Source organism: Dictyobacter sp. Z7_2 (genome assembly GCF_057551105.1).
In genome coordinates this window covers 1,262,916-1,288,756 of record NZ_BAAJPE010000002.1, presented here as the reverse complement: position 1 = coordinate 1,288,756, position 25,841 = coordinate 1,262,916, and the positions used below count along the sequence as shown (strand labels likewise).

The following is a 25,841-nucleotide window of genomic DNA, read 5'->3' as shown; positions in this document are numbered from 1 at the left end:
ACCGTACTATAACTGACAAAGCTTTACTATTGCTGACTCCAACAGCTTTAAAAAGAAGATGAAATTGATCATTTCAGGCGGCTTCGCTAAAGTATTATACGCTTGAAATGGAAGGAGCATACAATATATGTCTAGTAGCCGAGGATGTGCCACAAACTCTATTCTGTTTTTGATCATTGTGTTTTTGCCTGTTGTTGGTCATATTATCGAAACCATTTTTATCCTTGAAGATGACCATTCCTTTGCAGGCAAAGTGCTCTGGCTCATTGTGATCTGGGCTATTCCATTCCTGGGACCATTCCTATACCTGGTGTTTGGGCAGCGACCTACTCGTCGAGGCCGTGTTATGTTTGGACAGGCCAGTAACTACACCCCTACAAATCCCTATCAGAACACTCCATTCCAGGGTTAGGATCAATAGGAAAGCAGAAAAGCATTCTCCGTTATTGAGGAGGATGCTTTTTTGTATGCAGTCAGCTATTGAGGAACCTATAAGATCGTTCTATTTAGACCATTTGTATTCTTGTGCTGTTACTTTCATCTTACTTTGCTTTCTATTGAAGATGATATTTGTATATAATGTGGCTACCCTATGATAGAAGTAAGATTTTTAATTGTATAGTGGGAAAGCTTTATGATAAATTCCCTTGAGTAAGAGATTTAAATTTAGAGGATAAGTATATAGAGATAATAGGGGCTACATTATGCAATAAAATATGCTGTGTCTAAGTTGTACCAACTAAGTTATTCGCAAGGTAATAGCAATAAAGCGAGGTTGTCTTTTGAGTCAGACGGAACAAATCCTTCCAGATAGAGCCACAGTTCAAGTGGCAAATGAAACTATACCGAAAAAGCAGGCAGATGGAGAAGTAAAAAAGAAAATAAAGACTGCTGGGAAAAATATTGCTGTCCTGGATGGCATACGTGCATGCGCTATCCTGGCTGTAATGTCGTTTCATATTAGCCAGAAGACCACTGATTATTTGTGGAAGACTTCTAAACATCCATTTTTGAGCGCAGTTGAGACTTTTGGTGGTTCAGGTGTCACGCTTTTCTTTATTCTTTCTGGTTTTTTGCTTTTCTTGCCTTTTGCTAAGGCATTATTATTTCAAGCAACATGGCCGTCTATGCGTCAATTTTATTTGAAACGTGTTTTGCGTATTATCCCTGGCTATTATGTCGCGCTCTTTGTGATTGTGCTTCTTTTTGAGAATCAATATTTACAGCCGGAGCGTTGGAAACAGCTCTTTCTGTTTCTGGTATTTTTTATGGACTCATCGCACTCTACTTTTCGTCAGTTAAATGGGCCATTTTGGACTTTAGCGATTGAGTGGCAGTTCTATATGCTTTTACCTTTGATTACATTAGGCTTTTTATGGGTAGCGAAGCGGCTTCCTGACGATCCTTTGAGACGATTATATACAATGATTGGTTGTTGTGTGGTGCTGATTATTTGGGGATTGATGTTACGCTTTGTCGGTGATTATTTTTCTTCCCATCAGTCGCCTTCTCAGATACTCAGTATTGCTCTGATCTTTTTGTATGGCGTTCAGGGTAAATATATTGAAAATTTCGCCATTGGTATGATCATTTGTCTCTGTTATACGTATGCTTTTCATCCGCTGCATGGAATGGCTTTGCGTCGCAAGATGGAGCAGATGAGCCTCTGGCTGGGTGCAGCGGGAATTTTATTATTGCTATTTACTGCGATCTGGCACTTCAACGTGACCGTCTCGAAACTCCATATATTCAATTTTATGAATATTTTGACGCCATCATTTAACGTGTTAAATGAAATGGTTATTGCTTTGGGATATGGGTCGTGTATGACCGCTATTCTCTTTGGCCCACGACTATTGCAGAACGTCTTTGCGTGGAAGCCATTGTGTAGTATTGGTCTGGTTTCTTATGGGCTCTATATGTGGCATCTTCCATTACTTACTTACTTTACGGAAACGATATTGCCTTACTTATCTGCCCACGGTATTCATTTTGGTCCGCATGCTACTTACTTGCTAGATTGGGTCTGGCTGGCGGTGGTTGCGGGGTCGGTTGCGCTGGCTTCCTATCTACTCATTGAAAAACAGTGGTTACAATTGGGCAATACTTATCTGCAATCACGTTCCCAGAAACTTCAGGGACAGACAAGTTAGGATGGATATATAATAAATGCATAGATATTGTCGATCAATTTTGTACTTTAAATGATGGACAGTAGTTGCAAAAAGCTCTGAGGAGGACTGGTGATGACACAAGGAAATACACAGCGAGAAGCGGTCATTGTTGCCGCTCTACGTACACCTGTTGGTCGTCGTGGTGGTCAGTTGCAGAACTGGCATCCAGTTGATTTACTTGCCTATGTATTCTCAGCGTTAGTAGAGCGTACTGGTTTAGATCCTGTCCTAATCGACGATGTCATCGTGGGCTGTGTCAGTCAGGTTGGTGAGCAGAGCCAGAATATTGCTCGCAATGCTGTGCTGGCTGCTGGTTTTCCAGAGACGGTGCCAGGTACAACGGTAGATCGTCAATGCGGCTCCAGCCAGCAAGCGATGCATTTCGCTGCGCAGGGAGTGATCAGTGGAGCTTATGATATCGTAATTGCTGGTGGTGTGGAGTCGATGACACGTGTTCCAATGGGATCAAACGTTCAGGGGGTAGCATCTCCCTTTGGTTCACGGATGGAGCAGCGTTATCAAGGACACCAGATTCATCAGGGATTAGGGGCAGAGATGATTGCTCAAAAGTGGGAGTTATCCCGTCGCGAACTGGATACTTTCAGCCTGGAGAGTCATCGTCGTGCTGCCTATGCCACCACTGAAGGTCGTTTTACCTCTCAAATTGTTCCAATACCTGTCGTCCAAGCAGATGGTACAACCTATCTATTTAATCAGGATGAAGGTATTCGGGTGGATTCAACTCTGGAGAAGTTATCTTCTTTGAAGACGGTCTTTAAAACTGATGGTGTGATCACCGCTGGCAATTCATCGCAGATTAGTGATGGAGCGGCTGCCACTTTGATTATGGAACGAGCTACTGCTGAACGTCTGGGACTGAGACCTCGTGCACGGTTTGTCTCATTTGCTCTGGCGGGCGCTGATCCTGTTATGATGTTGACGGCACCTATTCCTGCGACGAATAAAGTGTTAGCACGGGCTGGATTAAACCTGGACGATATCGATCTAATTGAGATCAATGAGGCTTTTGCCAGTGTGGTGTTAGCCTGGCAGCATGATACGCAGGCTGATCTACAGAAAGTTAACGTCAATGGTGGAGCGATCGCTCTGGGTCATCCGCTAGGAGCCTCAGGCACACGGCTGGCAACCGTTTTGCTGCATGAACTTGAGCGTTCGGGAGGCCGCTATGGCTTACAAACAATGTGTGAAGGTGGAGGGATGGCGAATGCTATGATTATTGAGCGCCTGAATGGATAGTTGATTTGCTTATAGTCATTTCTGCTTGTTCACAATGAAGAGGATGTGCCGCGACGGAACAACAGCGTTCCGTCGTTTTTTGCTAATGTAGAGGTGTGTTCCAGATTGCTATTGTGTAATGTAGCTGTGAGGCCTTATCGTTGTATGTATTTGAGATAGCTATATGGGAGTTATCTGGTGACCATTTGATTGCTTGTATACTGGTCGATGAGCTATTTGTTATGCCCGATGACTGATTGAAGATCATTACATCTGTGCCTGTCAGCGCATTCCAAATATGCACCTCATTATTTTTAAATGTACTGGCCAGATATTTTCCATCTGGTGACCAGATAATAAGATGTTTTGATGCGCTCCTGTCGCTCTCATGCTTTGCTACTTTACGGCCAGTACTGATCTCCCACACATCGATAGTACCTCCATTTTCTTCCTGTGTGGCCATATAGTGTCCGTCTGGTGAGAAGCTAACCTCTGGTGTATTAAGAGATTGGAATACCGGTGTAGTCATGATTTGTCTGGAGGCAGATACATCCCAGATTGCAGTACTATAGGTGCTATGGGGTGGTAAAGCATCACTATTCTGTCCTGTCACAACCATATAATGGCTATCGGCTGACCATCTTACAGGTGCGCCGTCGATAATTGGCAATGCAAGGGCGTTATCTACTGTGATTGTGCCGTTATCGTTGCCCAGCACATAGAGAGAATCGTTGTCCAACGCTGCTATATGTTGTGTGTTGGGAGAAAATGTCAGGTTGGATATGGTTGGACTGACAAGCCCAACGCTGATACGTGCCTTTTTAGTAAGATCCCATATCTCTGCATGACCGCTCGCTGTACTTACAGCAAGTTCTTTTCCATTCACAGACCAGGTAGCATAAGTGAAGGGTATATACGTATCATTTAATCTGAAAGGTGGTTGATTACTATCGGCTTGCCAGATAACCAGGCTGCCATCATTATCGAGCGTTGCCATCTGTGTATTGTCTGTGGACCACCAACTTTTCGATGGCATAAAAAATGCTCTCTCTATTGCTTTTTGTTCCTGATGCGCTTGTTGCCCATGATAGGTATAGCGAAAGAGTAATTTTCCTGTCAGGATATCCCAGATAAAAAGATTGGCCTTTAAATAAGTATGCATGTTGTAACCTGTGCTAAGCAGATAGTTGTTATCAGGTGATAACTCTAGTATTTGCATCTCATCTGTTTGTTGATTGAGTGTATCGTTGATCGCGGTATAATGTGTAATTTTGTGTGTATTAAGGTTATAGCGGCGGATATCTTCAATAGTGTTTCCTGTGAATGAGATTTGCGTGCTATCAGGTTTCCAGTTAAGTGTGTCGGTAAACTGACCTGTAGCTGTGAATGTCCAAAGGGGCTTTCCCGCAGTAGTCGGTGTGGATATGCTTTGCAGGTAGCTGATAAGCCCCATTGTACTGGCCGCCAGGATAACACCGACCGCGATGATTGTTAGTATCAGGCGTAAATACCTGCGTCGTTGCGCTTGCTGATATGGATTGGGGGCGGGACGTATTGAAGTGATCTCAATCATTGAATATTCATCTTCATCTGTGCGTTCCCCTTTAAATAAAACTAGTTGTTGTTTAATGTCTCGTTTATGATCGCTTTCCATGCGCTTCCTCTTTACTATCTATACATTTGCCTGCATACTCTATGACGTATAATGTAGTATAAAAAGAATAATTTGTACAGATGCATATCCTGAGCTTGCTATCTGCATAAAATAAGGGTCATTTTCGATTGGGAATATCGATATGTGTACTTTGTACACTCGATTATAAGGATTGTGCCCTTGACAGTCTTTCATCTCCTTGGGTATACTACTCACTAACGTAAAGATGAAAATTTCACAACAGCATAAGAACATATTGCAGTAATAACTGCTCTCATCAAGAGAGGTGGAGGGATACGGCCCTGTGAAGCCCGGCAACCCGCTTTGCAATGTTGCAAGCAGGGTGCCAATTCCGGTAGAACATATGATTGTGTTCTGCAAGATGAGGGGAACAGCGATGTAGCAGCCCCCCGCGAGGGGCTTTTTTGTTACCTGTTTCCTGGAATCTCGTGTACCTTACAAGCTAGATCAAACAAATGCGTTGAAGAGGAAGAGTAAATGTGATGGGCGGTTACAGAGAGTTGACAGCGATGAGATGTCAGCACCGTACCGGCATTGAATATGGCCTCTGAGTTGCAGGTTGAACGCTGATAGCAATATGAGTGAGTAGACCGTGCCGTGAGCTTCGTTACAGCTGTAGTGTTATCAACGTTTGGAGCATCCATGGATGGATCAAGTGAAGATGATAACACTCGTAAAGGTTGGTGCTGTGAGGCATCGACAAACCAGGGTGGTACCGCGAAGACGTTTACCCCTCGCCCCTGTAGGGTGAGGGTTTTTTTGTTCCCTTTTTCCAGGAAGGAGTCTAACGATGGTGGCGCAGTTGGAGTACGGTAATCGAGTAAAAGTGCAGGTACAACCAGAAAATAGCGTTTTAACTTTCTCTTTTGATCAGCTTTTATTGCAGCGCGGTGGATATCTCGGTCCCGTGACTGTGGCGTATGAGACATGGGGTAAGCTGAATGCCACTGGCGACAATGCGATCTTGATCACGCATGCCCTGACAGGAAACTCTCATGCTCATGACGTGGAAGATCCTGAAAATTCAAAGGCAGCCTGGTGGAATCCGTTGATTGGACCGGGGAAATATTTTGATACTTCACGCTACTTTGTGATCTGTTCAAATGTCATTGGTGGGTGTGCGGGTAGTACAGGACCTTCCTCGACCAATCCAGCAACGGGACGGCCCTATGGCATGCGCTTCCCGGTGATCACCATTCGGGATATGGTGAATGCTCAGCGCAGGCTGATCGAGCATCTCGGGGTCCGGCATCTGGCGATGGTTGCGGGCGGCTCTATCGGAGGGCAGCAGGCTCTGGAATGGTCTGTTACCTATCCTGATCTCGTTGAGAAAGTGGTTGTGGTCGCTGCTTCTGCCGCTGTTTCTGCACAGGCGATTGCTTTTGATGAAGTGGCTCGCCAGTCGATTATGGCTGATACTGCCTGGCTGTGTGGCGATTATCTGCCCGGCCAGGGACCCAGTACTGGCCTATCGATTGCACGCATGCTGGCCATGATTACGTATCAGAGCGAGGAGTCCATGGAGATGCGTTTCGGACGTCAGCGAGTGGTGCGTGAGCCTGCTGTTGCTCCGACGTTCTCGCCGATACTTGGTGAGCGTTTTGATGTTGAAAACTACCTGTACTACCAGGGGAACCAATTGTCTCAACGCTTTGATGCCAATAGCTATCTCTACATCAGTCGAGCCATGGATCTTTATGATGTCAGTGACGGTTATAGTTCATTAGAGAGTGCTTTACAGCGTATTAGCAGTCAGGTGTTGTTTGTGGGGATTCGCTCAGACTTTCTGTTTCCTGCTGCACATGTGCGCTGGTTGGCTGAGAAAGTCCAGTCGCTTGGTGGTGATGCACGCTATATCGAGCTAGACTCACCGCATGGTCATGATGCTTTCTTGAAAGAATGGTCACAATTGACCGAAGCTTTTCAGCAATTTTCGTTCTAATACTTTTTTACGTTTTCATCTGTTCTAGTCCTAGAAGGAGAAACTCTCATGGCGTTGAATGGTAATCGTAGTTATGGATTTGAGACGTTGTCTTTGCATGCTGGACAAGAGACCGCTGATAGTGCCACCGGTGCGCGTGCCGTTCCTATCTATCAGACAAGTTCTTATGTGTTTGATAGTCCGGAACATGCCGCTGACCTCTTTGCTCTGAAGCAATTTGGCAACATTTATACCCGCATCATGAATCCTACACAGGATGCTTTTGAGCGTCGCATTGCGGCTCTTGAAGGTGGGGTGGGTGCTTTAGCCACCGCTTCTGGCCAATCTGCGGAAACCCTGGCAATCTTAAACATTGCCGGTGCTGGTGATGAAATCGTATCCTCATCGAGCCTGTACGGTGGAACTTATAATCTCTTCCATTATACCTTTGAGAAATTGGGCATCAAGGTCCGTTTTGTTGACGGACGTGATCCTGAGAATTTTCGCGCTGCTATCAATGAGCGCACCAAAGCTATCTATGCTGAAACTGTTGGCAATCCGCGCCTGGATACGCTCGATATTCGAGCCGTTGCCGATGTGGCTCATGAAAATGGCCTGCCTCTGATTGTGGATAATACTATTCCCACACCTTACCTGATTCAGCCGTTTAAGCATGGAGCAGATATTGTTGTCCATTCGGCGACAAAATTCATTGGTGGACATGGAACCTCAATTGGTGGTGTGATTGTGGATAGCGGTAAATTTGATTGGGCTGCCAGTGGTCGTTTCCCAGGATTGGTTGAGCCAGATCCATCGTACCATGGAGTACGCTATGTCGAGGCGGTAGGTCCTCTGGCCTATATTATCAAGGCTCGCGTGCAATTACTACGTGATCTGGGAGCTGCTACGACACCATTTAACTCCTGGCTGTTCCTACAAGGTTTGGAAACGTTGCCACTGCGTCTTGAGCGTCATAGTCAGAACGCACTGCGTATCGCCGAGTTCTTGGAGCAACATCCAGCGGTAAGTTGGGTAACCTATCCTGGTTTGAAGAGCCATCCGCAGCACGATCTGGCAATCAAGTACTTTTCACATGGTGGTTTTGGTGCTATTCTGGGCTTTGGTATCAAAGGGGGCTTAGAAGCTGGGAAGCAATTGATTCGTCACATCGAGCTTTTCTCCCATCTGGCCAATATTGGAGATGCGAAGTCTTTGATTATTCATCCTGCCAGCACAACGCATGCTCAATTGACTCCAGAGGAACAGGTTGAGACCGGTGTGACACCGGATTTCATTCGTCTTTCAATTGGCCTGGAGACGGTCGAGGATTTGATCGATGATCTCGATCAGGCTTTGAAGGCGGCAATTGCTGATGTTGGTGTCGCTTCGAATGCATAAAATGCATAGATAAGAAGAGTTGTTGCGGGGCATGTATCCCTTTCTGGCTGGCCAGCGTCTCTGAAATGAGATGGAACACATGCCCCTGGGTCGTGTTAGGAATGTTGGAAGTTTATTATGGAACGATCTGTTTGTGTCCTGAAATTTGGTGGAACGTCGGTTGGAAGCGGAGAGCGTATACGTCGTGTAGCGTCGATTATTGCTGATACTCTCAACGATACAACCTTACCTTTTCCTGTTGTCGTAGTTTCAGCGATGTCCGGTGTCACTGATCAACTACTGCGCATCGCTCGCGCTGCTTGCTCTGGGGATACCGATGCTTGTGAGCAGGAGTTAGCTTCATTGCGCCAGAAACATCTGGATGCGATTGAGAAGGTTATCCATGATGGTGAGGAGCGTGTCCTATTACGTCAGATGATCGAAGACGCGCTGGAGCATGTCGCGCGGGACGTGCAAACGTTGCGTGAAGCGGCTGTCCTGGGCGATATGGTTCATTTGCACACTGCAACTGTCGCGTCTTGGGGTGAGCGTCTCTCGATCTTATTGGTCGCTGCGGCTACGCGTGAACGTGGCGTGCAGGCGCAGCCAGTACGCAAAGAAGTGATTATCACCAGTCATCCCTCCCACGATCCCGCTCAGCCGTTTGGAGTGGTTGAGGGCGCGGAACCGTTGATGGAGGAGACAAGAAGTAATGCGCATGCATTGATTTATCCTCTTGTTCAGCAAGGAATTGTGCCGATCGCGGCAGGTTTTATGGGGCGTACAATTACTGGTTTTGTTACGACGCTTGGGCGGAATGGGTCAGACTATTCGGCGACGGTGATCGGAGCTGCTCTCGATTGCGTTGAAGTATCTATTTATACGGACGTCGATGGCGTTTTGTCTGCTGATCCACGTCATGTTGCCAATACACGCTTATTAACTCGTTTGTCATATGCGGAAGCTGCACGCCTCTCCTGGTTTGGCGCAAAAGTATTGCATCCGCGGACGCTGATCCCGATCGCACCACGTAACATCCCCGTGCGCGTGCGAAACTCATTCCGTCCCCACATTCGTGGCACAATTATTGGGCCGGTGGGGCATATGCCAAGTGGGGCGGGGGCTATCACCACGCGTCGTAATCTCGCTCTGATAACGGTGGAAAGCACAGATCTCTTCGGCGCTCCAGAAAATGCCGGACAGGTCTTTGCATTGGCTGCGAAGGCAGGTGCAGCGCCAGTTGCTATTTGTTCTTCGTCTGGTCATCACCTATCTTTTGTCGTTGACGAGAAGGCTGTCGACTCTGTCGTAGCATTGTTGCAGCATGATATGGATACCACTCTGTGGACCGTCGGTCAGAGACGAGGTCTGGCAGCCTGTGCCTGCATCGGATCGGGCTTCACCAGTGATCCCATGAGCGCGGCACGCGCAATTACAGCACTGGCCAGTGAGCGTATTCCAGTTATCTCTCAGGGAGCTTCTGAGCAGGGGATTACACTGATTGTGGAGGACCGGTCCAGTGAGCGAGCGCTCCGTTGCTTGCACCGAGATCTGATTGCTCCCGTTATCCCGCTTGTACGGCATCCCGTGAGTGTGAAAGAGGCACGCCACAAGGCTTTAATATAATTGATCCAACAGACACAGCATGGAACTTGTAGGGACGGGCACATATATGTATGCATGCCTGTCCCCTTTAGTATGAGAGCGAAAGAGCATATGGAACAGCGAAGAATCCCGGTTGCAGTCCTGGGCGCAACAGGCATGGTTGGTCAGCGTTTTATAGAATTATTGCAGGGACATCCCTGGTTTGAATTGGTGGGGCTTGGTGCCTCTGACAAGCATAATGGACGTCCCTATGCGGAAGCGACGAGTTGGCGTCTGACAGGAAGCGATATGCCTGCTGTTGCGGCACAACTACCAGTGGTGGCCTGTCGACCAGACGCGTTGCCAGATGTAAAGATTGTTTTTTCTGCCCTCCCAGGCGATATTGCGGGCGAGATCGAACAGGCTTTTGCGCAGGCGGGCGTGGCCGTCTTTAGTAATGCAAAAAATTATCGTATGGAAGCAGATGTTCCGCTCTTGATTCCTGAGGTGAATGCGAACCATATCGCTGCTATTGCACAGCAGCGCAAGCAGCGTGGCTGGTCTGGCTTTATCGTGACCAATGCCAACTGTGCAGCCACTCCCCTGGTGATGGCTCTGAAGCCTCTCCAGAAGTCCTTTGGCGTCAGCAAGGTTCTTGTGACAACCATGCAATCGATCTCAGGTGCGGGCTATCCCGGCCTGCCATCCTATGATATTCTGGACAATGCTATTCCTTATATCGGTGGCGAAGAGGAGAAGGTTGAGACCGAGACTCTGAAGATGCTGGGCGATTGGCAGGAGGGACGTGGTTTTATCGATGCTCCTATGGTTGTAAGCGCTCACTGCAATCGTGTGGCGACACGGGAAGCGCATCTAGAATGTGCCAGTGTGCAGTTGGACCGCTCCGCGAGCCCGGACGAGATCATTGCGGCCTGGGAGAATTATGCTCCCGAGTCACAACTGGCACAACTGCCGAGTGCGCCAGAACATCCACTGGTCTATCGTCAAGAGATCGATCGCCCACAGACGTTGCGGGATCGCGAGGCTGGACATGGTATGACCGTTACTCTCGGACGCTTGCGTCCTTGTCCACTCTTTAGCTATAAGTTTGTGATGCTGGGTCATAATACTATTCGTGGTGCGGCGGGTGGCTCCGTACTGAACGCTGAGTGGTGCGTGAGTAAAGGACTCCTGTAGTTCTTCTTTGTCATAGGTTCAATCATTATCACCCTCCTATCTTTTCAGCAAAGGATAGAAGGGTGATAATGATTGATGGCTTAACCTGCTCCGCTACCACCACCGCCAGCGGCCCCGCCGCCGAATCCACCTCCGCTGAAGCCACCACCTGCTGTGAACGTGCTGTTTCCACTGGTGACATTGTTTTGAGGATGTGTGATGGCCAGCATCGTCATCATTGCTGTCATATTCGCTGGATTCGGCGCTTGTTGGCGATAATCGGTATGAGCAACGCTTAAGAACCAGGATGGTAAGGTGGTAATGCCTTGATTCTGGAAATGTTGAACCCAACTATCTCCGTAACCAAAACTGGTAGCATAAGGTAGGCCGTTCATGAAGACAGCCTGCGTGTTTGCTTCATTGTGACCTCCCCATGTAATAGTGCGCAAATATCTATTAAAGGCTTGCCAATTTTCTGCTGCTTGTTTTCCTTTTAATGACAGGAGGCTGCAAGATGCACGTTGGAACATTGCGATGATGGCAGCTAGTAGCAAGCCGAGTGGTAGGAAACCAATGGGCCAGATGTAGAGCATCCTTCCTATAAAGAAGCCGATCACTGATCCAAAGACACCCACCACGATCAGACCCAGAATGATCTTGCTGAGACGGTCACGTAGCGGTTCATACTGCTCATTTAAAAAGCCACGTTCCAGGAGTTCCTGCTGCACTGGCGCATCAAAATGGAGGGGATGGCTGGCGTAGTGCTCTAAAACGTCTGAAAACGGTACCGATGCTGGTTGATTTATACCATTGAATAGGATATGCAGCAGACCTGTCTCATATGAACGTAGATCTTCAGGCGGCGCTGTGCTTAGCTCGATCACGAAAATTGAGCGTGGAGTATAAAGGCCTCCAGCTTCCTGGATACGTTCTATAATGGTGATAATACCTCGATTGGCCAGATCAAAGAGCGTCCCCAATGCCTGTTCCAGCTCTACAACTCCTTTCGTTGGTGATGTGACTAATACACCACTCACTGCGGGAGATAAATCGTCAGGTGGCGTTGTGATGTGCGATACTTTGTCGACCATCTCTTTGGGCTGATATTTACGCTTATAGAAGAAGACGCCCAATGCAAGGAGAAGACCAAGCATTATCCCGCCAAATAAACAGGGAAGGAGATATCTGTCCGTCCCTTGCTGCATGCGTTGCCAATTTGGAGCACTCTGAATGACACTTCCAGGACGAAAGTGAATACCAACTTCGATTGTGTCGTTAGCGACCAGATTTTTGGCTTCATAGGTGATGAGGTGCTTCGTTGGTGAATTGATAAGAGATGCGTGTCCACTTATAATTTCTGGGTTTCCAGTGATCTTGGCGCTTGTAGGATATGTAACGTCGATCTTTACCGCACGAATAGTGTAGCTATAAGACGTCGGTAGCGCTTCCCAATCCAGAAAATCAGCATTTGCCGCCTTTTGAACCACTCCTTTGGCATGATAGGTTATGGCAAAAACATGTGTGGCGTCACTGGTCGGAGCAAAGTGCCAGGTGGCTCTGATCGGATCGCCGTCTGTTACTTCATATTGTCCTGCGTTGCTACCTGGCAGCATGGTTTTGCTATCCATGCTGGCGCTCGTGATGGAGATGCCATCTGTTTTGTCCTTGGGTATGTCTCGATAGACATAGGTGAATGGACCGCCTTCAAAATGAAAGGTCACTGTCTCCGTGACTAACAATGTTCCGTCATTTTGTACCGCAATGGCTGCATTAAATTGTTCTGCGTTGTAGTCTTTGGCAGGCTTTGCTTGAGCGGGTAGTGCAGGTATGAGAAATATAAGTAGCAATAATGGCATGAGTAGCAGACATAATTTCCGGACCATTAGAAATACTCCTTGCTTTTTCTCCATGCATAATGATCTTCCATGAACGCAAGTTTTATTGATCTGCTTTATATTACGATACCCTGATGATCATAGCTTCATTCAGAGAGACGTTTTTGGTTGTGTTTAATCCAATCAGCAAAGTGCGAAGTGATTGCTAAGACTTTGAGAAATACTTATGCTCTACCTCTTATTATCTTTTAAGTAGCTACATATTATTTGCAAGAATCACTTGAAGTACAACATCCAAAGACAATAAAAACACGCATAGCCTATAAACAAATCCAACAGGAAAGTATATAGGCTACACGATTGCAACTTTACAACAGAGCGACAGACAAGATCCTATGCCATTGCTTTGATTAATGCTGGGAGTAGATTTTCGGCGTCAGGAGTTCCCAGGCCGGTTATCGCATCCCAGCCAGTGACGGCATCGTAGCCTGTAACTCCGGCTTGCTGGTTGGAATTATTTCCAGCGGTAATGTCATGGAAAGCCTTATGGTAGGTGTCCGAGGCGGCGATTTTGTAGAGGGCTGGATTGATGAATCCCAGTGGATGACCTGCCATCTGGTCTGCCACTGCCATAATCGCACTCCAGACGGGCGAGCTGGCACTGGTGCCTCCAGCCTGACTCCACATACCATCTTCATAAAAAGCCATGCCTGTATAGGGATCGGCGACTGCTGAGACGTCTGGTACGCCACGACGATTTTGAAATTGCGTCTGTGCAGAGGCTGCCAGCTGTTTCTGATAGGATGGCATAGTATATATCTTGCTAAAACCGCCTCCACTATCAGGCCAGCCAATCTCGGAGAGAGAGTTATTGATATTCTTCATTGTGGTGCCTCCCACACTGGTCACCCAGGGTGAGTCTGCGGCAAAGCTGGTAGTGGCGACGTTGGAGAGTTTTGTGGCCTTCATATCTGAATAGTCGGTTGCTCCACTGTCACCGGAAGACGAGAAATAGGTCATGCCATCCTGTGTGGTTCCCTTTTGTAGGAGGTCATTCCATAACTTAAGCTCCTTGTTCGCAGCGCTGTCCATTAATGTCACTTCAGAGGCTCCCCAACTGTGCGAAACGATGTTTCCAAGTTTATGGTCAATAGCATATTGTTCGAGTTGACGAAATTCTGGGAGCCCAATGGTTCCTTCGGTTTCAGCTACCGGGCTGATCAGTAGGACAATTTTTGCGTCGGGCGCGAGCGCATGGATGATCTGTACATCGAGCGTTGTTTCTCCGGCCCAACCTTCTTTGTCACTTGCTCCCGATTCTGCTACTTTGAGTGGCGAGATTATTTGTAAGTCTACTGCTGGCAGATGAAATGTGCTGTCAAAGACCTGCATATCTTTTTGTATGGTTGGGCTACCGAAAGAAACAATGTCAATGACTGTCTGTCCTTTGCCTGTATAGCCTTTTTCATAGAGTGGATTGAGACCATAAGCCTGCCTCATGGCTTGCGGAGTGAGGCAGGTCGATGTGTCTAATCCCGGATATGAGGGGCACAAGTCCGTGATTGGTGCCCTTCCAGTTGTCGCTGTTGTCGTTGATTGTGTCCCTGTTCCTATTGTTGGCGTTAAACCACAAGATGTTAATAATAGGAGAGAGAAGACTAAAATAGTAAAAAGACGCATGTTGCGTTTCATCTTGGCTCCTCATAGATCCATATGCGTACATCGCAATTCATGATAAATCTCATTTTTTTATTGATCAATCCTGGCTGCCCATGCAGTTGTGTAGGGATTGGTTGCCATCAACTGTGTAGAACCGGATACGCATATTATTATATCCTATCATGAGTTAATAAAATTTTACAGCATGTTGTAAAAAGTTGGACATTTTGATGTAGGGGCCAGGAAGGACGAGAAAAGTCCTATCACCATGACAACCAGACAATTGTTCGATTTTTTAGAATGCATCGAATTGAAATATATTCTATTGTTTTATCAGTAAGTTTAAAATACTGTATTTGGATAAAAAGTTTGTATTGTGGTACAGTATTATCTTCCTATGCCTGAGAGCAATTTTTGACTATACGGGTAAATATGTTTATAGTATTGACTACGATCCAATAGTATTTGTTGGATAATGTTATGAGCGTTCAATTTGAGTGAATTGTGAAGGTGTGGTGGATGATGATTCCGAATCGTCAGCGTAAGAGTAAAAAGATACATTGGTTGCAGGATTTAGTGAAATCAATGATCGATGATTCTATTCCAGCCAACATATCGGAAGAGCAGGTTCCATTTCCTCAAAGTAGATATTTCCCCACCGACAATTATGTTCGTACTCCTCCATTGATATATCAGGCAGGTATGTGTCGCCCTAAACATTTGTATGTTCCAGGTGGGCTCCACTATCCTTTATCGGTCAGTGATCCAGCTTACGAGACAGGGATTGCTCCTCATGACAGGTGGGTCTTGCCACCACACATGCAGATTGACGAGGTACCCGTGAAAGATATTGGTTGCCATATAGATCTGCAAGAAGTTTCCCTCCGTCATATAGATCCTCAAGAAGTTACGCCCCGGCATATAGAGTTACAAGAGGCCTTGCTCTATCCTATCGATGTGCAAAAGCCCCCGGTTCAGCTTGTAACTATGCAAGAAGCCCCGCTTCAGCAAATGAAGAGCTCTCTGCTGCCTTTAGCATGCGCGAACATGCGGAAGGTATATACATTATTAAATCGCCGCTTTGTAGTGCATGGAGCTCTGAGTATCTTGTTTGTCTTTATCGCTGCCGGGACTTTTATGGCAATGGTGCCATTGGGATATCATAAGGATCTCGATGTAGATGTACCGTTTGCTTTCCATACTATCTCTGTTCACAAGAATGATACTGCATTGATTGAGGGACAGGCTGCAACGGCAACCGCTGTGACGGTTGATGGGTATGATCCAGGCGGAGGACGCAGCTACGCAGATGTATTGACTATTCCTGAAACGGCACATATTCCGGCGGCGGATTATGGAAGCCTCAGCCATTTTTTTTATGGTCAATGCACCTATTGGGCAAATATGCGTTATCATCAGGCGACTGGCCATTGGATACCCTGGTTAGGGAATGCCTACCAGTGGTCCTATCAGGCTCCTGAGTATGGATGGACCCTTTCTACGACTCCTAATCCTCATGGAGCCTCAATTATGGTGTTTAGTCCTTATGCGGAAGGTGCGGGGGCTTATGGACATGTAGCAGTCGTGGAAGGAGTAAATAACGATGGGAGTGTGATAACCAGTAACTGGAACTGGGGCGGAGCCTGGGCGACTCTTACATATCGTACTTTTTATCCCGGACCTGGTGTGAGCTTCATCTGGTATCCCAATTAGGCTACTTATAGAAGTAATCCATGACTCATTACAACAGAGCGAGACACCATAAGAGGAGAAGAGACTCGAAGAATCACAAATACGCATCTATTTTGGTTATATAGTCCTATAAAATGTTGTATTAATTGACTGAAATACTAGCTTTTGGTTAAAGTCATGATTGAGTATTGAAAAAAATCTATTTGAGGCGTCATCTGAGATGCGTCTGCGTAAGAATGAAGGTAATGTGTATGTTATTTCGTGATCGTTCTCGTACTGCTACTGAGCAGCAGCCATATAGTATTACCCCTCCATCTCAAACGGGCGGTGTTGTTCCGGGGACGCCGCTGGATTTGGAACCTGTGACAGGTACAAATATGACCGCATTTTTTCCAGGAGAAGCACAAAATTCTCTGGTCCCGGCACCATTAAATCCTGATATGATGCCTGGCACGGCGGCGCAGCTGCCGATGACCCAGCCTCTGCGTACTCCTGTATTAATCGCTGCGACTGGCAAAAAGAGCACCAAAACAATGCGGCCTCCCCAGGGGAGACGGGTTGTTGTAAATATTGGCATGGCTGTGGTTTTAGTCGCGGTCGTACTTGGCGTCCTGATAGCCGTCCTCCCTACAGGAAATGGAGAGGCAAGCGGTTTGGCGAAAATATTTAATCCTAGCCTGAGCATGATTACTTCAAAGCAAAATAGTACAGCCTTAATTGCTGCTCAGGCTGCAACAGCGACTGCGGTGACTCAGGATGGTTACGATGCGGGTAATCAAACCTATGCAGGTGTGACAACATCCAATACAACAACAACCTCTACTATGTCACCTTCCGATGCTGGAAGCTTAGATCGCTTCTTCTATGGCCAATGCACCTATTGGGCAAATATGCGTTATCATGAATTAACTGGTCACTGGGTTCCCTGGTTAGGTAATGCAGGTGACTGGGCGTATCAGGCTTCAGCTTATGGCTGGGTAACCTCAGGTGTTCCTAATCCTAATGGACCATCTATTATTGTGCTGGCACCATACACCCAAGGGGCTGGCTCCTATGGCCACGTAGCGGTAGTAGAAACCGGCGTAACTAATTATGCGAACGGGGTTCCTACAAGTAACTGGAACTGGAATGGACACTGGGCTGCGGAAGACTGGGTAACATTTTATCCTGGCTCAGGAGTGACGTTCGTTTGGTTTTAATAGATAGAGACCATTCAATCGAAGGTGGTAGGGCTAAATCTACTTCCTTCGATTTTTTATATATATGCGTATTTATGTAACTTTTCTATCAGCTTGAATATAAAGTAATAGGTACATAGTCCTAATAAGTGTTGATGAATTGACTCATATAGGTGCAACTGGATACATTATTGACAGGTGTTTGGTAAAGAGCAATTGATTGCTAGCTCATTAGGGATATGTCAATCGGATTGAAGGTAGTATTACATGATTTCAAAAGAATATAATGATACATTAACCGATGTGGAACAACTGGATTTTGGTGCTGCTCCCCAGTATATGGGTGATGCTGCCGCATCATCCTCATCCTCTGTTGAGCAAATGTCAATGGTGGTGAAAGAGACAAACGATGGTGCCGGAGCTTATCCGCAGGTAAGTAAGGCTGTCGAGCGGACAGAACGGGCTCCTGTTTTTATCCCATCGACCGGGAAAAAGAGTTCTGGTACTATACGACCTCCTAAAGGAAGAAATGCCGTCGTACATACTGGTGTGGCCATTCTGATGGTAGTGGTGGTAATTGGGCTGCTGGCGGCGGTGATACCTACAGGTTCTGGTCAGGCCAGTGCGTTAGGACAATTATTTAATCCTGTCGCAAATATGATCACCTCAAAGCAAAATAATACCGCTTTGATCGCGGCTCAGGCCGCAACAGCGACAGCTGTGACTGTCGATGGTTATGACGCTAGCAATGGAAATACCTATAATGGAGTCCAGAGCAATTTTACCTTGCCCGATGGGACAACGACGGGCACAACAACTGCGCCGCCACCACCCGCTACCACAAGCGGCGCTCCTGCAATTAACGGCTCATCTGGTGGTATTTCATCGAGTACCGGTACAATTGCTGACAGTAGCTTTAATAATTATTTTACTGCCGGGCAGTGTACGTATTGGGCTGATTATGAATATCACCATCTGACAGGATATGCTGTTACCTGGAGTGGTAATGCCTCCTACTGGGCGATTGGGGCAGGTGCGGCCGGTTGGAATGTTTCCACCTCTCCACATGTACCTTCGATTATCGTCCTGCAACCAGGATACCAGGGAGCAGGGGGAGCCGGGCATGTGGCCGTGGTCGAAAGTATTAATGCAAATGGGACTGTTCATACGAGCAATTGGAATGTTGTTGGGTGGGGAGTGTTTTCCTGGGTTGACTATTCTAGTGGCCCTGGAGTCCAGTATATCTGGCACTCATAAGATTCAACTTTACAAAGAGATCCCTGTCTAATTGAAGCTTAAATAAAACAGGGCCAATCAGAGCTCTTCCATGACGTTCAGCGCACAAAGGGAACGATCAAAATGAGAGCTCTGATTGGCTCATCTGCTTGATATGGCAGTCTTCTTTCACTTTTTGAAGACCTCGTAACTTCAATGTATCGGCAAAGATACAGGCCTCTCTTTGGTTGAGGGCCTGGACGCTAAATCAATGATTATCTATTTTGTCCAGCACGCGAGAAGTCGCTTGTAGTGTTCAATGGCCTCTTCGTGTCTGGATACTTCGTGCTCTGTACATTGCTCCAGTTGTTGTTCGTGGTACTGAAGCATGACCTGTGCACCAGCCACCGATTTAGGAGCAACACGTGCTCGTTTAAGGTATTCTGCTGGTAGAGGTTCCCATTGTGATTGGTTGCGCCAGTTAATATAGGGACAGTTGCGACATTTATTTGCACAACAAAAACCACGGCGTGTCAGATAGTCACGCGTTGCAACATATAATCCATTTTCGGTGATTTCCCAATCCTCAGTGGTTTTGCTAACACTCATGTCACATCCTTTCGCTCTGTCAAATAATCTACGATGAACTTTTCTGATACACTGGCTATTTGTACATCAGAAGGTACAAATAAATATTGCTATAGAAGCATTGTAGCTGACAGAGGTAAGGTGTCGCTAGCTTACTTGATTGGCATATTTCGTTGCTCAGCCTGGGAGGAAATCACACGAATCGGCTTGAGAGGCTGAATGGTAGACTATGGGTATAGTGCCTTTTGGTACATATCCATCAAAAAGGCACTATGCCCATAGTACCAGTAAAATCAGCCTTTTTGTAATTTCTTAACCAGGCGTGTATTAGCGCGTGTCGTGACTGCGATTTCTCGAATGCTCCTGCGGTCAAGCAAACCCTGTTCGGTGATGATGTTGGTGATGAGCCGGTAAGGTGTATGATCAAAGTAAAAATTGCGTACTTTGATCCCCTCCGGGGCCTCATCAAATACCTCGGAACCTTCCTTTTCTTCGAGCAGGGATAGGTTATCATTGATGCGAGCCGGATTATGTTCGTACCAGCGGTGCGGCGAGATTTTGATGGTTTCACTGAGTACATGCAGATTGACGCCATGTCCATGTGCGGCCCAGGCCAAGAGTGCAGTTCCTGCTTTATTGAGTATGTCTCCGTTCACCAGGATACTATCAGCTCCTACGACGACACTCTGGCATTGTGGCAAGAAGATGTCGGCCTGAGCATCTGTGATCAAGGTCACAGGAATGTCTTGCTCTTGTAATGCTTGTGCCATTGCTCGTCCTTCGTAGCGAGGACGCCCCTCCAGAACGGTCACGCGTTCGATCTGCTCTTTTAGGGCCAGCAGGGTTGCGAGTACGGTTCCTGAAATACTACAGGTCATTAAATGTCCAGCGAGCAAGGCTTGCGCATGTTGAGTGATACTTTGTGAAGCTGTCTCAAGATCCGCTAGAAGTTGCTGGGCCTCCTGCGCTATCGCTTCTGGCCCTCCTTCGTGGACGCTGATGATGCGTCCAACCGCACTTGAGAGTGCTCCCATGGCTGGTCGGGCCTGCGCGACCTGATATGCTTGTGTATAGAGCTGAGATAAGCGCTCTGCCTGAGAGAGGTTTGTATCTTGTGCGAGATCACGGAGAATGGTGATGGCTGCGTTGACGAGCCAGCGTGATCCATGCTCACGATCTGCGCATACTTGTTGTATACGTTGTTCTATAGTTTGCATAGATAGTAGCATACCTGAAAAGATGATAAGGAAGAATTTCAACAATAATCATTTGAATCGTCTCTACCTGTAGGTGAGAAGATGCGATTTAGTGTAGCATATCCAATAGCCCCCTGGATACTCTATAGCTGAGTCGCATCACTTTTGTCACAACTCTGCCCCTTTTCCTCATAGATTGATCCTTTTTCTGCTATTGGATGGCAGTTTGTTCGCCAGGATGGTATCAGCATATTTGGCTTATCGTATATCCATACATTGGCTCTTGTCTCTCTCGTATTGGATTGGTTACACTATCTTAATAGGAGCCAGATGGGAGAAATTTATGAGACAAGGTGAGCCAAAACGACAGCCATTAGCATATGATACACCAGCCATTGGAGCATTGGTGCATCTTGAACGTGCCAATGGAACTCCATTGTATCGACAGATCAGCCAGCAATTGCGAGAAGCGATTCTCTCTGGTGAGCTATCTGAAGGGACACGTTTGCCGCCTGAACGCACGTTAGCTCAGGAACTTGGTGTCAATCGGACAACGATTATGCACGCTTATAACGATTTGTCTGGCGCCGGCTTGACTGAGGGTCATGTTGGACGTGGTACTGTCGTGAAACATGGCTATTTCAGATCTGAAGATGATTATGGTGATCAGGCTACTCCTTCGTGGTTGCTGGGACTTTCAACGAATGGCGATGCTCTGCTTGGCCCAGATATCCAGGCGCTGAACGAGCTCTCGTCGATGGAAGAACCAAAGCAAGCAATGATCTCGTTGGCACAAGGAACTCCTCCTGCGGATATGCTGCCAACCGAGCTGATTCGCCTCACGATTGAACATGGCTTGAGTAAGGATCGGGAGAGTGCCCTCGGCTATTGTCCGGTAGAGGGCCTGCAGAGCTTGCGGAGAAGTCTGGCTTTACGTATGCGTCAACGTGGAGTAAGTGTTGATACGCAAAATATCTTAATTCTCTCTGGTTCGACGCAGGGGCTTGGTCTGATCGGACGCTTTTTATTATCTCCAGGTGATGAGGTTGTGGTAGAGGTGCCGACGTACCTGGGAGCTATCCAGACATTTCGAGCTCTGGGTGCGCGTATTATTGGCATTCCGAGCGATAACGAAGGGATGCGTGTCGATATGTTGGAAGCTATTCTGGCACGTCGCCAGCCACGCTTTATTTATACCATGCCCACCTTTCAAAATCCGTCTGGCTCTTTGATGACTCCTGATCGCCGTCGCCGCTTACTCTCACTTGCAAAGCGTTATCAGATCCCTGTGATTGAAGATGATCCATATGGTGAACTGTATTTTGGTGCTCAGGCTCCGTTACCGCTGAAGGCTCAGGATACAAACGGCAATGTGCTCTATCTGGGTACCTGTTCAAAAATTCTGGCTCCTGGCCTGCGTGTGGCCTGGTTAGCTGCTCCGGAACCTGTGATTGAGCGTCTGGGATTGTATAAGCAGACCTTTGATTTGAACACGAACGCTTTGGGTCAGTGGACTATTTCTGAGATGATCCGCTGCGGTATGTTGGATGAACATCTGACACAGGTTCGTCCCTATTATGCTCAGAAACTTCGTCTGATGCTTGAGGCCATTGAGAAGTATTGGCCGGCTGATGTCCATGTATCTCCTCCTGGAGGCGGCATGCACCTCTGGTGCCGCCTGCCCGGAAATATACGTGCGCGCAGTCTGTTGCGCGAGGCCGCCCAAGAGCAAGTCACGTTTGTGTGTGGTGAGCTGTTTCATGTTGATGGCGGTGGCCATTATTCGATTCGCTTGAGCTTTGCGTCGCCAGAAGATAAAAATATTACAGAAGGCATCAGACGTATAGGATTGGCGATCAAGCGTTTAATCGCGCAGCGGGCCAATTCTCTAGAAAGAGATCAGCCGATTGAAAGGCTGCCGATAGTCTGATATGATGTCTCTTCTTCTTATTTAAACAGGTAAAGTGCGTGTATAGTGATTATTGGAGAATAGTGTGTTATGATGTCTATCATGACCGTATTTTTTATTCAGTAATCTACCCCCATTAGTCCTATTGATTTGGTGAACACGCGCAAGATTAGTATCTTAGCATGATAGTAGCTGTTATTTTGATTGATCGGTGGGCGTGCGAATAGAAGGAGTGTACAATCAAGATGGAGCATCAGCAGCAAAATCCATTAGATAATGAAAAAAGATTAAAAAATGTGCTATCATCCCCGGTGACTGAGAAGAAAAAGCCAGAGGAAGAAGAGGTCGCACCCGGCGTCCCTATCGTGCGTAGCAATACACCACGTCCTCTTTCCTATGAAATGATGATCTCTTCCGGCGGTCACTATCAGGGGACTCAGCCACATGAAGCAGTCTCAGCGACCTCTTTTCCTAGCAAAGCTCCATCAGCCCCTCCTCTGCCAGAAGAATTGGGCGAGCGCGAATTGGAGGAGAACGTAGCAACGTCATCATCATTTCCCCACATCGAACATCATCGTGCGTCAGAAGAGGTTCAAGAGTTTATCTGGTTGTTTGAATATGGTTTGGAGATGGATGCTGCCATCCTCAACAGTCCCGAACGTCTGGATGGATCGGCTCTTCTGTATGGTCCAGCTGTACTTAAAGGATACAAATTAACTCTGGGTGCACAACGTATTCATGGAAGTACAGGACCTACAATTGTCGCGATTCGTCCAAGTTCAGAGCCGGATGCAGAAGTGTGGGGTGTATTATACCGCATTCCACAACGTCTCTCCGAAGTGAATGGTAATGATCCGTCGCTGTTAGACACTATCCACGCAGCGATCCTGCCACAAAAATTCTTTAAGGGAGTGCCAGTAGTGGTATATGATACCTATCGGGAACGCGAAATTACCAGTGTTACCTATGTTGCCACCGATATTGCATATCAGCAATTACGTTTTGCGAATGTTGAACCAGGAAGAGCTGATGATTCTTTTATGCAGCGTCTGGCAACTATTGCCAGGAAGCAAAAGCTGCCAGAGAATTATATCAATGAGCTGTTAGGACAAGGAGATCAGGCGAAGAACGATCCCCTCTCAGCCGAACAGTTTGTTGATCATCGCTCAGCAGGAACAACCTCTATGAATAGCGTCTCTGAAGAAAACGCGATCTATCATCCTTCTGCCTCTGATCAGTATGGCTCTAGATCGTCGCAGGTTGCCGGGCTTCATTCCGCGCACATTGCCGAAGTTCGTTCGGCGCAGATGGGACAGGCTATGATGGCTGCTACTCCCGTTGGAATTGAGCCCGCTATGCATGATGAGCATAATACGGAACCTCTGCCAGTTTTTGCCAATCGACGCTTACCATCTGTCAGCCAGGAGCCGAAATCGCTTGTTTCCCAACCAATGCAACAGACGCATCGGTGGCTCGTGGCTTTTGCTATTTATCTGGTGGCCTTGCTGTTTATTGCCCTCATTTTCGCAATCGTGCAGGGATTAGGCTTTGGAAATGGTGTCTTAAATAATAGCTTTGTTCCGTTGGGCGTGCCATGGATGGTGATGATGTATGGGCTCCTGGGTGGTTGTATCAGTAGTATTGTTACTTTGGGTCGCTTGCGTCTGGATACGCCGCCGACTTTTATTATTATTACCTGGTTTACGCGTCCATTTATCGGCGCGATCCTTGCAATTCTGAGCTATGTATTATTGACGAGTGGTGTTTTTATTTGGAGTGAGAGTATCAGTAGCAATCCGGCATTCTTCTTGCTGGCCGGGGCGTTGGCGGGACTGTGTGAGGGCTGGATCTTTTTCAGGCGTGCCGCAACACCAATTTATCCCCTATCTGAGCCTTAAAATGATAGTGGTAAGATAGCTTCCTCTACCCATCGCTGTGCAGGCATAGTCATCTCACCACTGTGAACAAAGGATTGCTCTCTGTGAGCAATCCTACTTGTTGTTATCTAATGGGAAGATAGCGTGTACGACGCGGTCGGGATCATGGCGAGCGAGTGAGTCGCCTTCCAGGTTGAGACGCTCAATCACCAGCCTGGGAACCATGCGTTCTAAGCGTGGGCGATCGACCTCTACTGGTTTGCTTCCTTGATCGCTATAGGTCGCAAGTACCTCTGGCAGAAAGATGCCGTCGTTGAGCAGAACAAGGTCGACACGCGTTCCAAGGTGGTGATGGATTGCGTTTACGAAATCAGATGCTTTATAATTGTCCGTTTCACCATGTTTGGTCATCAAGTTACAGATATAGACCTTTTCGGCGTCCGATTCGCGCACTGCTCGCGCAATTTCGGGTACAAGCAGATTGGGGAGCAGGCTTGTATAGAGGTCACCAGGTCCGATGATGATTGTATCAGCGCGACGAATGGCTCGTACTGCCTGTTGACAGGCAGGGGCATTTTCTGGTATCAGGCGTAAGTTCCGAATAGGAGAGAGTGGTCCAGGACGTTTTTTCCCGCGTGTATCTATCTCGGTTTCGCTACAAATGATATTTCCATCTTCAAGATCGGCACAAATAGTGGTCTGCGCTAATGTTACTGGTACAACATTTCCGGCCGTATCGAGTAGTTCCTGGGCATCCTCGATTGCCAGGAGTAGATTGTCATCATTAATATCCTGGAGACCTTTGAGGATGAGGTTGCCCAGGCTATGTCCGCCCACTCCGCTTTCCGCCTGCTCATCATTGATATCCTCTGGGGATTCGAAGCGATGCATAAAGATCTCGCGCCACAGGGCACCATTACGCGCCAGAGCCACGAGAGACATACGCAGATCTCCCAGGGGGAGCTGACGTCTAAATTCATCCATCAGACGCCTTGAACTACCGCCACTATCTGACATGCTGACAACAGCTGTTATGTTGAAGGGGTATTTTTTGAGATGGGAAAGGAGTGAAAAAGTTCCTGATCCTCCGCCGATAGTAACAATACGGCGTCCTGCAAACTGATCTCCCGTGCGATAATTCCTTTGCACTCGGTTTCTCCTTCGGCTGATTTCAGGTTCGTTATCCACAATATATTCCTCACATAGCTACGCATTTTACATATACGTATGGCGATACTATTTTTAACACTGCTCTTTTGTAATTAACGTACACATCAGGTACACTTGATTAGGACTTTTTTCTCGTCAAACAAAACTCGCAGTAGACATCGGGATAGTATGTAGGGGCGCCCGATGCTTTATCCTGTTTTTTCGATGCATGTTTGATAAGCGGTCAGATTGGTTAAATCTCTTTTGACAGTCTACCACGACCGTATATCTCGTGCAAGAAATACTCTCTACTTAGCTCTACTATTATTCTTTTACATGACATGTTGATGCTACTACTTCCGAGGAGAATAATGCTAATCCATAATCTATAGCATAGAGC

At 47.0% G+C, this 25,841-nt stretch carries 18 protein-coding genes, 1 riboswitch and 1 other annotated feature; of the genes, 12 read left to right on the top strand and 6 right to left on the bottom strand.

Going from position 1 to position 25,841, the window contains the following annotated elements; genetic code table 11:
* Positions 1 to 127 precede the first annotated feature (127 nt).
* The 3 genes from AC27N8_RS18820 (at position 128) to AC27N8_RS18810 (ending at position 3,431) form a co-directional block, all read left to right on the top strand.
* A complete protein-coding gene (locus AC27N8_RS18820; RefSeq protein ID WP_487068929.1) occupies positions 128 to 412 on the top strand; it encodes a PLD nuclease N-terminal domain-containing protein in 285 nt (94 codons plus the stop codon).
* Between the two features lie 370 nt (positions 413 to 782).
* Positions 783 to 2,153 (top strand): acyltransferase family protein, encoded by a 1,371-nt coding sequence (locus AC27N8_RS18815; protein WP_487068928.1) that lies wholly within the window; start codon positions 783 to 785, stop codon positions 2,151 to 2,153.
* Positions 2,154 to 2,246: 93 nt separating this feature from the next.
* Entirely contained in the window at positions 2,247 to 3,431 is a 1,185-nt protein-coding gene (locus AC27N8_RS18810) for a thiolase family protein (RefSeq protein ID WP_487068927.1), read from the top strand.
* A gap of 82 nt (positions 3,432 to 3,513) precedes the next feature.
* Here the strand turns inward: AC27N8_RS18810 and AC27N8_RS18805 are convergent, their stop codons facing one another.
* On the bottom strand, positions 3,514 to 5,064 hold the full coding sequence (locus AC27N8_RS18805) for a WD40 repeat domain-containing protein (protein WP_487068926.1): 1,551 nt from the start codon (positions 5,062 to 5,064) through the stop codon (positions 3,514 to 3,516).
* A gap of 271 nt (positions 5,065 to 5,335) precedes the next feature.
* Positions 5,336 to 5,453, top strand: a riboswitch (SAM riboswitch).
* Positions 5,454 to 5,536: 83 nt separating this feature from the next.
* Positions 5,537 to 5,830: a binding site (T-box leader), on the top strand.
* Positions 5,831 to 5,875: 45 nt separating this feature from the next.
* On the opposite strand from AC27N8_RS18805, the gene metX reads away from it, so the two are divergent.
* The 4 genes from metX to asd all read left to right on the top strand — a co-directional run bounded on the left by metX (position 5,876) and on the right by asd (position 11,164).
* Positions 5,876 to 7,027: a homoserine O-acetyltransferase MetX gene (gene metX / locus AC27N8_RS18800; RefSeq protein ID WP_487068925.1), complete on the top strand. Its 1,152-nt coding sequence runs from the start codon at positions 5,876 to 5,878 to the stop codon at positions 7,025 to 7,027.
* Between the two features lie 48 nt (positions 7,028 to 7,075).
* The gene (locus AC27N8_RS18795) at positions 7,076 to 8,404 is read left to right on the top strand and encodes a homocysteine synthase (RefSeq protein ID WP_487068924.1); all 1,329 of its coding nucleotides are present in this window, start codon (positions 7,076 to 7,078) and stop codon (positions 8,402 to 8,404) included.
* 117 nt (positions 8,405 to 8,521) lie between these two features.
* On the top strand, positions 8,522 to 10,009 hold the full coding sequence (locus tag AC27N8_RS18790; RefSeq protein WP_487068923.1) for an aspartate kinase: 1,488 nt from the start codon (positions 8,522 to 8,524) through the stop codon (positions 10,007 to 10,009).
* Between the two features lie 90 nt (positions 10,010 to 10,099).
* Entirely contained in the window at positions 10,100 to 11,164 is a 1,065-nt protein-coding gene (asd, locus tag AC27N8_RS18785) for an aspartate-semialdehyde dehydrogenase (RefSeq protein ID WP_487068922.1), read from the top strand.
* Positions 11,165 to 11,244: 80 nt separating this feature from the next.
* On the opposite strand, the gene AC27N8_RS18780 is transcribed toward asd, so the two are convergent.
* A complete protein-coding gene (locus AC27N8_RS18780) occupies positions 11,245 to 13,026 on the bottom strand; it encodes a DUF2207 family protein (protein WP_487068921.1) in 1,782 nt (593 codons plus the stop codon).
* A gap of 345 nt (positions 13,027 to 13,371) precedes the next feature.
* Complete coding sequence (locus AC27N8_RS18775; protein WP_487068920.1) at positions 13,372 to 14,670, bottom strand: S53 family peptidase; 1,299 nt, start codon at positions 14,668 to 14,670, stop codon at positions 13,372 to 13,374.
* Between the two features lie 486 nt (positions 14,671 to 15,156).
* On the opposite strand from AC27N8_RS18775, the gene AC27N8_RS18770 reads away from it, so the two are divergent.
* From AC27N8_RS18770 to AC27N8_RS18760, 3 genes are all read left to right on the top strand, one after another.
* On the top strand, positions 15,157 to 16,350 hold the full coding sequence (locus AC27N8_RS18770) for a CHAP domain-containing protein (protein ID WP_487068919.1): 1,194 nt from the start codon (positions 15,157 to 15,159) through the stop codon (positions 16,348 to 16,350).
* Positions 16,351 to 16,580: 230 nt separating this feature from the next.
* Positions 16,581 to 17,528: a CHAP domain-containing protein gene (locus tag AC27N8_RS18765; RefSeq protein ID WP_487068918.1), complete on the top strand. Its 948-nt coding sequence runs from the start codon at positions 16,581 to 16,583 to the stop codon at positions 17,526 to 17,528.
* 246 nt (positions 17,529 to 17,774) lie between these two features.
* Positions 17,775 to 18,764 (top strand): CHAP domain-containing protein, encoded by a 990-nt coding sequence (locus AC27N8_RS18760; RefSeq protein WP_487068917.1) that lies wholly within the window; start codon positions 17,775 to 17,777, stop codon positions 18,762 to 18,764.
* A 237-nt stretch (positions 18,765 to 19,001) separates the two neighbouring features.
* On the opposite strand, the gene AC27N8_RS18755 is transcribed toward AC27N8_RS18760, so the two are convergent.
* Entirely contained in the window at positions 19,002 to 19,331 is a 330-nt protein-coding gene (locus AC27N8_RS18755) for a DUF5522 domain-containing protein (protein WP_487068916.1), read from the bottom strand.
* A 272-nt stretch (positions 19,332 to 19,603) separates the two neighbouring features.
* Positions 19,604 to 20,527, bottom strand: a complete 924-nt coding sequence (locus tag AC27N8_RS18750; protein WP_487068915.1) for an eIF2B alpha/beta/delta subunit family protein — start codon at positions 20,525 to 20,527, stop codon at positions 19,604 to 19,606.
* Between the two features lie 322 nt (positions 20,528 to 20,849).
* Here AC27N8_RS18750 and pdxR point away from each other — a divergent pair, with 322 nt between their 5' ends.
* Together pdxR and AC27N8_RS18740 are read left to right on the top strand one after the other, a co-directional pair.
* Complete coding sequence (pdxR, locus tag AC27N8_RS18745) at positions 20,850 to 22,436, top strand: MocR-like pyridoxine biosynthesis transcription factor PdxR (RefSeq protein ID WP_487068914.1); 1,587 nt, start codon at positions 20,850 to 20,852, stop codon at positions 22,434 to 22,436.
* A gap of 224 nt (positions 22,437 to 22,660) precedes the next feature.
* Positions 22,661 to 24,313: a hypothetical protein gene (locus AC27N8_RS18740; protein ID WP_487068913.1), complete on the top strand. Its 1,653-nt coding sequence runs from the start codon at positions 22,661 to 22,663 to the stop codon at positions 24,311 to 24,313.
* 93 nt (positions 24,314 to 24,406) lie between these two features.
* Here the strand turns inward: AC27N8_RS18740 and AC27N8_RS18735 are convergent, their stop codons facing one another.
* Positions 24,407 to 25,441: a gluconeogenesis factor YvcK family protein gene (locus tag AC27N8_RS18735; RefSeq protein WP_487068912.1), complete on the bottom strand. Its 1,035-nt coding sequence runs from the start codon at positions 25,439 to 25,441 to the stop codon at positions 24,407 to 24,409.
* Between the last annotated feature and the right edge of the window lie 400 nt (positions 25,442 to 25,841).

What these genes read in the sequence shown, in the direction of transcription:
- pdxR (WP_487068914.1), top strand. Translation starts at nt 20,850, where the DNA reads ATGAGACAAGGTGAGCCAAAACGACAGCCATTAGCATATGATACACCA.
- AC27N8_RS18795 (WP_487068924.1), top strand. Translation starts at nt 7,076, where the DNA reads ATGGCGTTGAATGGTAATCGTAGTTATGGATTTGAGACGTTGTCTTTG.
- AC27N8_RS18770 (WP_487068919.1), top strand. Translation starts at nt 15,157, where the DNA reads ATGATGATTCCGAATCGTCAGCGTAAGAGTAAAAAGATACATTGGTTG.
- asd (WP_487068922.1), top strand. Translation starts at nt 10,100, where the DNA reads ATGGAACAGCGAAGAATCCCGGTTGCAGTCCTGGGCGCAACAGGCATG.
- AC27N8_RS18780 (WP_487068921.1), bottom strand. Translation starts at nt 13,026, where the DNA reads ATGGTCCGGAAATTATGTCTGCTACTCATGCCATTATTGCTACTTATA.
- AC27N8_RS18820 (WP_487068929.1), top strand. Translation starts at nt 128, where the DNA reads ATGTCTAGTAGCCGAGGATGTGCCACAAACTCTATTCTGTTTTTGATC.
- AC27N8_RS18760 (WP_487068917.1), top strand. Translation starts at nt 17,775, where the DNA reads ATGATTTCAAAAGAATATAATGATACATTAACCGATGTGGAACAACTG.
- AC27N8_RS18755 (WP_487068916.1), bottom strand. Translation starts at nt 19,331, where the DNA reads ATGAGTGTTAGCAAAACCACTGAGGATTGGGAAATCACCGAAAATGGA.
- AC27N8_RS18810 (WP_487068927.1), top strand. Translation starts at nt 2,247, where the DNA reads ATGACACAAGGAAATACACAGCGAGAAGCGGTCATTGTTGCCGCTCTA.
- AC27N8_RS18740 (WP_487068913.1), top strand. Translation starts at nt 22,661, where the DNA reads ATGGAGCATCAGCAGCAAAATCCATTAGATAATGAAAAAAGATTAAAA.
- AC27N8_RS18805 (WP_487068926.1), bottom strand. Translation starts at nt 5,064, where the DNA reads ATGGAAAGCGATCATAAACGAGACATTAAACAACAACTAGTTTTATTT.
- AC27N8_RS18775 (WP_487068920.1), bottom strand. Translation starts at nt 14,670, where the DNA reads ATGAAACGCAACATGCGTCTTTTTACTATTTTAGTCTTCTCTCTCCTA.
- metX (WP_487068925.1), top strand. Translation starts at nt 5,876, where the DNA reads ATGGTGGCGCAGTTGGAGTACGGTAATCGAGTAAAAGTGCAGGTACAA.
- AC27N8_RS18790 (WP_487068923.1), top strand. Translation starts at nt 8,522, where the DNA reads ATGGAACGATCTGTTTGTGTCCTGAAATTTGGTGGAACGTCGGTTGGA.
- AC27N8_RS18750 (WP_487068915.1), bottom strand. Translation starts at nt 20,527, where the DNA reads ATGCAAACTATAGAACAACGTATACAACAAGTATGCGCAGATCGTGAG.
- AC27N8_RS18765 (WP_487068918.1), top strand. Translation starts at nt 16,581, where the DNA reads ATGTTATTTCGTGATCGTTCTCGTACTGCTACTGAGCAGCAGCCATAT.